At 65.3% G+C, this 8,004-nt stretch carries 5 protein-coding genes and 3 pseudogenes; 2 read left to right on the plus strand and 6 right to left on the minus strand.

Annotated features, from left to right (window positions below; genetic code table 11):
- Nucleotides 1–948 (plus strand): annotated as a pseudogene (locus H0W38_RS11165) (tyrosine-type recombinase/integrase); the annotation flags it as partial.
- A 136-nt stretch (nt 949–1,084) separates the two neighbouring features.
- Here H0W38_RS11165 and H0W38_RS11170 read toward each other — a convergent pair.
- From H0W38_RS11170 to H0W38_RS11190, 5 genes and pseudogenes are all read right to left on the minus strand, one after another.
- Nucleotides 1,085–2,203, minus strand: a pseudogene (locus H0W38_RS11170) (dihydroxy-acid dehydratase); the annotation flags it as partial.
- A gap of 20 nt (nt 2,204–2,223) precedes the next feature.
- Complete coding sequence (gene ispG / locus H0W38_RS11175) at nt 2,224–3,501, minus strand: flavodoxin-dependent (E)-4-hydroxy-3-methylbut-2-enyl-diphosphate synthase (RefSeq protein ID WP_292453908.1); 1,278 nt, start codon at nt 3,499–3,501, stop codon at nt 2,224–2,226.
- A gap of 199 nt (nt 3,502–3,700) precedes the next feature.
- A complete protein-coding gene (locus H0W38_RS11180) occupies nt 3,701–5,011 on the minus strand; it encodes a folylpolyglutamate synthase/dihydrofolate synthase family protein (protein ID WP_292453910.1) in 1,311 nt (436 codons plus the stop codon).
- A gap of 19 nt (nt 5,012–5,030) precedes the next feature.
- On the minus strand, nt 5,031–5,897 hold the full coding sequence (locus H0W38_RS11185) for a DUF6671 family protein (protein WP_292453912.1): 867 nt from the start codon (nt 5,895–5,897) through the stop codon (nt 5,031–5,033).
- Between the two features lies 1 nt (nt 5,898).
- A complete protein-coding gene (locus tag H0W38_RS11190) occupies nt 5,899–6,360 on the minus strand; it encodes a proton-conducting transporter membrane subunit (protein WP_292453914.1) in 462 nt (153 codons plus the stop codon).
- Between the two features lie 278 nt (nt 6,361–6,638).
- Between H0W38_RS11190 and H0W38_RS11195 the strand changes: the two genes are divergently transcribed.
- A complete protein-coding gene (locus tag H0W38_RS11195) occupies nt 6,639–7,595 on the plus strand; it encodes a LysR family transcriptional regulator (RefSeq protein WP_292453916.1) in 957 nt (318 codons plus the stop codon).
- A gap of 1 nt (nt 7,596) precedes the next feature.
- Here H0W38_RS11195 and H0W38_RS11200 read toward each other — a convergent pair.
- Nucleotides 7,597–8,004: pseudogene (locus H0W38_RS11200) on the minus strand (hypothetical protein); the annotation flags it as partial.

Raw genomic sequence — 8,004 nt, forward strand, 5'->3', positions numbered from 1 at the left:
GGAAGCGGAGCGACTGATCTTGTGGGCCATCGTCGAACGCAGCAAAGCCTTGTCGTCGTTGACCACCGAGGATGCGATCGCCTATCGCGCCTTCCTGCGTAATCCGGCTCCTCGAGTCCGCTGGATCGGTTCACCGCGACCAAGGAACTCCCCGGAGTGGCGGCCGTTCGCCGGTGCTTTGTCAACTCGATCCACCGCGTACGCACTGTCCGTGCTGGGCGCATTGTTCCGCTGGCTGATCGAGCAGCGCTACCAGCTCGCCAACCCGTGCGCGGCACGAGGCCGGCGACCCTGCACACGGGACGAGTCTTCTCGGAGGGCGAGTGGAATTTGCTGCGGACGGTGGCCGAAGGCCTCGAGTGGTCTTACGGATGGCAACCGGCGGCGGCGCAGCGACTGCGCTTCGTCCTGGACTTCGCCTATGCCACCGGTCTGCGCGCTGGCGAGTTAGTCGGATGCAGGTTGGGCGCCATCGAGACCGACGCCAACGGAGATCACTGGCTTCACGTGGTCGGGAAGGGGACGAAGGCCGGCAAGGTCGTCATGCCACTCCTGGCTCGTAGCGCCCTGGATCGGTATCTGATGCAACGCGGCTTGCCGGTGACGCCCTCGAAATGGCACCCGACGACACCGATCATCGGGAGTCTGGATAGCGAAGAGGGGATTACCTCAACCCGGCTTTGGAACGTGATGAAGCGCTTCTTCAAGACGGCGGCGGAAGTGATCGGCAAAGCGAGCCCGGCCACGGCCGAGAAGCTGCGTCGCGCGACCCCGCACTGGATCAGGCACACACACGCGACCCACGCCTTGGAGAGCGGTGCCGAGCTGACCACAGTGCGGGACAACCTGCGGCACTCGTCGATCTCGACGACCTCGATGTACCTGCATGCCGACGATGCCCGACGCGCCAAGCAGATCGCGGGGGCGTTCGGAGCGCGGACATCGTGAGGCCGCCGGAGCCAAAAGCGCACCAATCTGCGCGAAAAGGACGAAGTTCGCGAAAGTCGCGGATTCGTAAGTGCTTGTCGGGCAACGGGTTTTTAGAACAAGGCGCACCAATCTGCACGAAAAGTACGACAACCCCGGTATGCAGACCCGCCACCTTCACGATCGCACCTTCGGGCGCGAGATTGCCCGACAGCCCGACAAGACCGCCGGTCGGCGAGAGCGGATTCGTCGTCGGTCGGACGACGTCCTGGCCCTGCGGCAAGCGGACTCCATCGAGGTTCTCCGCGAGGCTGCGGCCTGTCACGGTCAGGCACTCCCCATGCAGGAAGCCGCCGTCGAGCAGGGCCTTCAGCACCACCGGCACGCCGCCGATCTCGTGCACGTCCTTGGCGAGATAGCGGCCGCCGGGTTTCAGGTCGGCGATGAGCGGCGTGCGCTTGAACACGGCGGCGACGTCGAAGATATCGAACGCAATGCCCGCTTCGTGCGCCATCGCCGGCAGATGCAAAGCGGCGTTGGTCGAGCCGCCGGTCGCGGCGACGACGGCAGCCGCGTTCTCCAAGGCCTTGCGGGTGACGATATCGCGAGGTCTCAGCCCGCGTGCGAGGAGATCCATCACCGTCTTGCCGGCCAGTTCCGCGAACCGGTCGCGCGACTCGTAAGGCGCCGGCGTGCTGGCCGAGCCGGGCAGCGCCAGGCCGATCGCTTCGGAGACGTAGGCCATGCTGTTGGCCGTGTATTGGCCGCCACAGGAACCGGCCGAAGGGCAGGCCACCGCTTCGAGCTCGGCCAGGTTAGCGTCGCTGATCGTTCCGGCGCCGTGCGCGCCGACTGCCTCGAAGACGTCGAGGACCGTGACGTCCCGGCCGCGAAAGCGCCCGGGCAGGATCGACCCACCGTAAAGAAAGACCGAAGGCACGTTGAGCCGCAGCATGGCCATCATCAGGCCCGGCAGTGTCTTGTCACACCCGGCCACCCCGACCAGCGCGTCGTAGCAGTGCCCGCGCATCGTCAGTTCGACCGAATCGGCGATGGCTTGCGCTTGACGCCTGAGCGCGATGTTGCACGGGGCCGCCTCGTTCCAGGTGGAGACGACGCCGACGAAGGGCTGGGCGATGTCGCGCGCCGACAGCCCCATCGCGTAGAGAAAAGGACGGTGCGGCGCCCGTTCGGGACCGACCGTGGTGTGGCGGCTCGGCAGCTTAAACTTGTCGTAGGGCGGTGCTGCTCGGTCGCGTCCAGGTAAATCATCCATCGACTTCCCTCGTGGCTGGCTCAAACAGTCGCCTTGCCGAAGCGACGCTCGATGTAGCGCTCGACGAGGGCGCGAAACTCTGCGGCGATCTGATCGCCGCGCAGCGTCAGCGCCTTCTCGCCGTCGATGAAGACCGGCGCCGCCGGCGCCTCGCCGGTGCCGGGTAGGCTGATGCCGATGTCGGCGTGCTTGCTCTCGCCCGGCCCATTGACGATGCAGCCCATCACCGCGACCTTCATCTTCTCGACGCCGGGATAGCGCGTCTTCCATAGCGGCATCTGCGCGCGCAGGGAGTCGTCGATCTGCTTGGCGAGCTCCTGGAAGGTGGTGCTGCTGGTCCGACCGCAGCCCGGGCAGGCGGTGACGCTCGGATTGAACGAGCGCAGTCCGAGCGACTGCAGGATCTCGAGCGCGACGACAACTTCCTGCGTGCGCGCCTCGCCTGGCTCGGGCGTGAGCGAAACGCGGATCGTGTCGCCGATGCCCTCCTGCAGGAGCACCGCCAGCGCCGCAGTCGAGGCGACCGTACCTTTTGTGCCCATGCCAGCTTCCGTCAGCCCCAGGTGCAGGGTGTAGTCGCACTGGCGTGCCAAGGCCCGGTAGACGCTGATGAGGTCCTGAACCCCGGACATCTTGCAGCTCAGGACGATCTGTTCCGGCCTCAGTCCGATCTCTTCGGCGCGGTGGGCCGACGACAACGCCGACAGAACCATCGCGCGGTACATGACCTGACGTGGCTCGTGCGGCTGCGCAAGGCAAGCGTTCTCGTCCATCAGCACGGCGAGAAGCTCCTGATCGAGGCTGCCCCAGTTGACGCCGATGCGCACGGGCTTGTCGTACCGTGCCGCCGCCTCGACCATCTGCGCGAATTGCCGATCGTGCTTGTCGCCCTTGCCCACGTTGCCCGGGTTAATGCGGTACTTCGACAGCGTCTGCGCGCAGGCTGGATAGTCGGTCAGCAGGCGATGACCGTTGTAGTGGAAATCGCCGATCAGCGGCACGTCGATGCCCATGCGGTCGAGCTGCTCACGGATGTGCGGCACGGCGGCAGCCGCTTCCGGTGTGTTGACCGTGATTCGGACCATCTCCGAGCCGGCTACCGCGAGCTCCTTGACCTGGATCGCGGTGCCGATCACGTCGACCGTGTCGGTGTTTGTCATTGACTGAACGCGTACCGGTGCGTCGCCGCCGACGGTGACGATGCGGCTGCCCCAGCGCACGCTGGCCTGGCGCGAACGGCGAGGCGCCGGACGTGCCGGCGCGACGAAGGTGTCGAGGAGAAGTTCTTCTGGTCTCATGAGTCCGCAGATGAAGGTCGCGACGTCTTCCGTCCGCACTACCGGCGACCAGTGTCCCGCTCGACGCACGATCCGTATAGTTCAAAGTTCAGCACGTTTCGACAACCTACAGAGAACGCTGGGTTGCTCGTCTGCCAGTACCATCTGGGAGTGGGGCTCGAGCGCGATCTCGCGCAGTTCCTGCACCGCCGTAGGCCGCTCAGCGTGCCCACGCCTGCCCCGACGCAGCCAGCACCTCGCCAGCGAGGTAAAGCGACCCACAAATGAGCACGTGCGGCGCCGGGCCAACGCCTTCTAAAGCGCCGTCGACCGCCGACGAGATTTCGTTTCGTGTCATCGCGTCAATCCCCGAAGTGCGAGCGATCGCGGCCAGGTCCTCCGGGGCGGCTGCGGACTCGGCGTGGACAGCCGTGACGACCAGGCGAAAGGGTCGCAACACCGCCAAGGCTTCGAAAATCCCTTTGGCATCCTTCTGCGCCAGTAGCCCCAACACGACCGCGATCGGCCGGCCGTCGCTGCGCAGCTGATCGAGGAAACGACAGACCACGGCAATGGCGTGCGGGTTGTGGCCACCATCGAGCCAGAGGTCGGCGCCGCGCGCTCTCGCCTTGTCGGCGAGCGGCCCTGTAGTCAAACGCTGCATACGCGCCGGCCAGGTGACCCGCTGCATGCCTTCGGCCAGCGCGGTGTCGGCGATCCCGAGCCGTCGGGCGGCCGCCGCAGCGAGTGCCGCGTTCGCGAGCTGATGATCGCCCGCCAGGCCCGGGCTTGGTAACTTCGTCGCGCCTCTCTGGTCGATGTAATACACGGCATTCCCTTCCCGGTGGAGCGAAAAGTCGCGACCCGCCAACGACACGGTCGCGGCTAAATGACGGGCAACCTTGTCGATGATGGCGAACGCGCCTGGCTCCTGCTCGGCGACAACGCACGGGATTCCTGCCTTGATGATTCCGGCCTTCTCGCCCGCGATCTTGTCGACCGTGTCGCCGAGGAACTCGCAGTGGTCGAGGCCTATCGGGGTGATGACGGAGATCGCCGGTTGCTCGACGACATTGGTCGCATCCAGTCTTCCACCCATGCCGACCTCGAGCAGGCAGAGGTCGGCGGGTGTCTCCGCGAAAGCGAGGAGAGCTGCTGCGGTGGTGATCTCAAAGAAGGTCACCGGCTCTTCGTTGTTTGCCGCTTCGACCCGCGCCAGCACGTCGCCGAGGTGCTCCTCGGAGATCAGACTGCCGGACAGTCGGATCCGTTCGGCAAAGCAAACGAGGTGCGGCGAAGTGTAGACATGGGTTCTCAGACCTGCCGCCTCCGCAATGGCGCGCAAGAAGGCGATCGTCGACCCCTTGCCGTTAGTCCCGGCGACATGCACGACAGGCGGCAACCGACGCTCCGGATGGTCCAGACGCCGACACAAGCGCTGGATACGGTCCAGCGACAGGTCAACCGCGCGCGGATGCAGTCGGTGTAGGCGCTCCAAACGGGCGTCGTGCGACGCGAGGTGTTCGGTCACCGCGGCCTCCGTTCGCGCGTCACGGATTGCAGGCTGGGCAGCGCCAGGCGGGCGCGGCCTTCAACCCGTCTGCTCGCGGCCTTTCCTCGCGATGGGTGCAGGCGGAGCAGCCATGGATCTCCGCGGTCGCCATCGCGGTGGCGATTCCACAGTCCTCGCAGCACAGACCGGTGGGGCCGGCGTCAGAGCGACCAAACCCCGGGGCGCCACAAGCCGGGCAGAGGGAGACTAGGCGTCGGGCGAGCGTTTCGGCCAGGGTAGCGAGCGACTTCATCCGCGTCGGGTTGAGGTGGGCGCGCATGTCGGTTTCGATACGCGCTCGACCATCCGCGGACAGGCGGGCAGCGGCGCCGACCGCCCATTGCAGGCATTCGAGATCGGTGATCCCCTTGGCGAAGACGCCGTCGAGACTGTCATCGTTGGGTCGGACGAGGAGGCCGTGTTCCGGGAACCCCACCCGCACAAGGAAAGGGTCCAGCGTTTCGTCAGGTGCCACCGCAAGGTAGTCAAAATTGGTTGCAGTCGTGACGAAGCATTCACGAACGACCAATCCGGCGTCGTCATCGACAAACACCATGATCTCCTCGCCCGCAGCCAGGAACGGGATCCGCGGATGCGGACCGAAGCTGCCTTCGCTGGCCACGCCGAGCGGCAGGGCGGCTGCGCGCATCCCCAGCCGCGCCTTCTGAGTGGCTACCTCCAGCATCGTGTCCTGTCGCGGAATCTCGCCGCAGAAAGTGCCTAGCTGGTCCGTGTTCAGCCCCCGCGGCAAGATCGTATTCAGCGAGAGTCCCGAAAGAAGAGCGGGTCCGATCGCGTCTTCCTTGCGGTGCATGGTGGCGATGACCGCAAGACGGCCGGCGTACGGATGGCATACGCTGCTCAAGTCAGCTCCCCAGTAACGGCAGGGCGGCGGCCGCGGTTCGTCGCGTGATCTCGAGGGTGCGAAGACTCGCCCCGATCAGGATCACCGCAGTAAAGAGGCAGATTTCGGCGACACGGCTGTAGAGGAATTGCTCGTGCGCGGCGATCAACGCGGCAGGCCGGTCCGCATAGAAGGTGAGCAGGTGATGCAGCGACACGCTGGTCGCCGTCCATGCCAGGGCGAGCACGAGAAGGTTGTTGGTGAGGATCACGACAGCGACCGCCGCCAGGGTGGCGACCAGCCAGGCGATGTATGTCCGCGCCCGGGCCTCTCCAGCAAGGTGGGGTTGCGAATACCGCACGATCACCCAGCCGATGAAGGCAACCAGCGTCATCACGATGCAGCTCAAGGCGTCGAGACGCAAGGACAGGCTTAGCGCGTCGACGCCGAAGATCGACACGCTGTGCCCGAGCACGACCACCACCGGTCCTGTCTTTATTTGCAACGCGAGCGACAACAGAGCTGCACCCAGGCAAAAGGCGCTTGTCCAGCTCGCAGCGAGCCAGACGGAGGTCACCACGGCTCGGAATGATCCGGCCCATGCCGACACGAGGGCGAGGAGGAGAGGCAGGAGAGCAGCAGCGGGGCGGCGGGTGCGGGGTGAGCAACAAGAAATTCCACTGAGACTCCACAAAATTTCTAGGCCAGCGCCACTGTGCTTCGTCTAGAACGAGTTGTAAAATTCTTAGTTCAGCACGTTTCGTGCACGAATACAGAACGGTCAGACCGGTGACTCGGCTCAACTACCACCACCTTCACTACTTCTGGGCGGTAGCCAAGGAGGGCAACCTGACGCGCGCGGCGACGCGGCTTCACATCTCGCAGTCGGCACTTTCGAACCAGATCCGGCAGCTCGAGGAACAGTTCGGTCATTCGCTGTTCGCGCGCGTCGGGCGGACACTCCAGCTCACCGAGGCCGGTCGCGTCGCCCTTGCCTACGCTGACCCCATCTTCACGTCGGGCAACGAGTTACTCGCCCTGCTGCGCGAAGGACAAAGACCCACGCGCGAGCTGATCCGCATCGGCGCCGTCGCTACCTTGTCCAGAAACTTCGTGGACAACTGGCTCAAACCGCTTCTGAAGCGCGAGGACGTCGGACTCGTTGTGCAGTCGAGCGGGCTGCAGGAACTGCTAGCGCGCCTACGGGTCCATACGCTCGACGTCGTCTTGTCAAACCGGCGCGTCCAGACAAGCACGGACGAGCCGTGGCGTTGCCGGCGGATTGCGCGTCAGGCAGTCAGTCTTGTCGGCCAGCCGAGGCCCAAACGGAAGGCGTTTCGATTTCCGCAGGAGCTGGCCGAAGTGCCACTGCTGCTACCGAGCCACGACAACGACATCAGAGCCAGCTTCGATCTCATGTGCGAGCAGCTCGGGCTGCGCTGTCAGGTCCGCGCTGAGGTGGACGACATGGCGATGCTTCGACTCCTTGCCAGGGACTCGGAGAGTGTGGCCCTGGTACCGAGCGTCGTGGTTCAGGATGAGATCCGGACGCGCCGCCTGGCTGAGTACTGCGTGGTGCCGGATTTGTATGAGAACTTTTACGCCATCACGGTGCAGCGGCGGTTCGAGCCTCGACTGTTGAAAGAGCTCCTTGGCCGACGCGAGGCTGACGTACTCGGCGTTGGAGGATTCGTCCCGTCGGTGGCCTGGCTGGCATGACTCAGGGATGGATTCGGCAAGGGCATTCGTCGTGCCGTCCGTCCCTGCCTCGCCGCAGCAGTAGGTTGCTGCGGTAACTTTTGCAGCGCCTAGCCCGGATATTTCGGTGCTCACCCAGGGATTCGATGTAAGGCGGATCGTCCTCCTGGACGGCGTCGAAGAGTCGCTCAAGCCACTTTTCGCGCACGGGCCGGGGCACCGGCGCTGCAGCGATCAAAGGTGCCAGGGTCTCGACAACGCCTGCGGTCGCGTTGCCCAGTGCGCCGCTCGAGCTGTCGATGTTGACTGCGGGCGAAAGCGTCTCCAGCAGCAGCACCGCGCCCTCGCCGGCAAGTGCCGCGTCGCTGCGTGCCATGCGCTCGATCTCACCGACGGCCCCGTTCAGGCGCTCGATCGCCTTGCGCGCACC

This window comes from Methylibium sp., from assembly GCF_013817365.1.
Taxonomy (GTDB): Bacteria; Pseudomonadota; Gammaproteobacteria; order Burkholderiales; family Burkholderiaceae_C; genus Methylibium.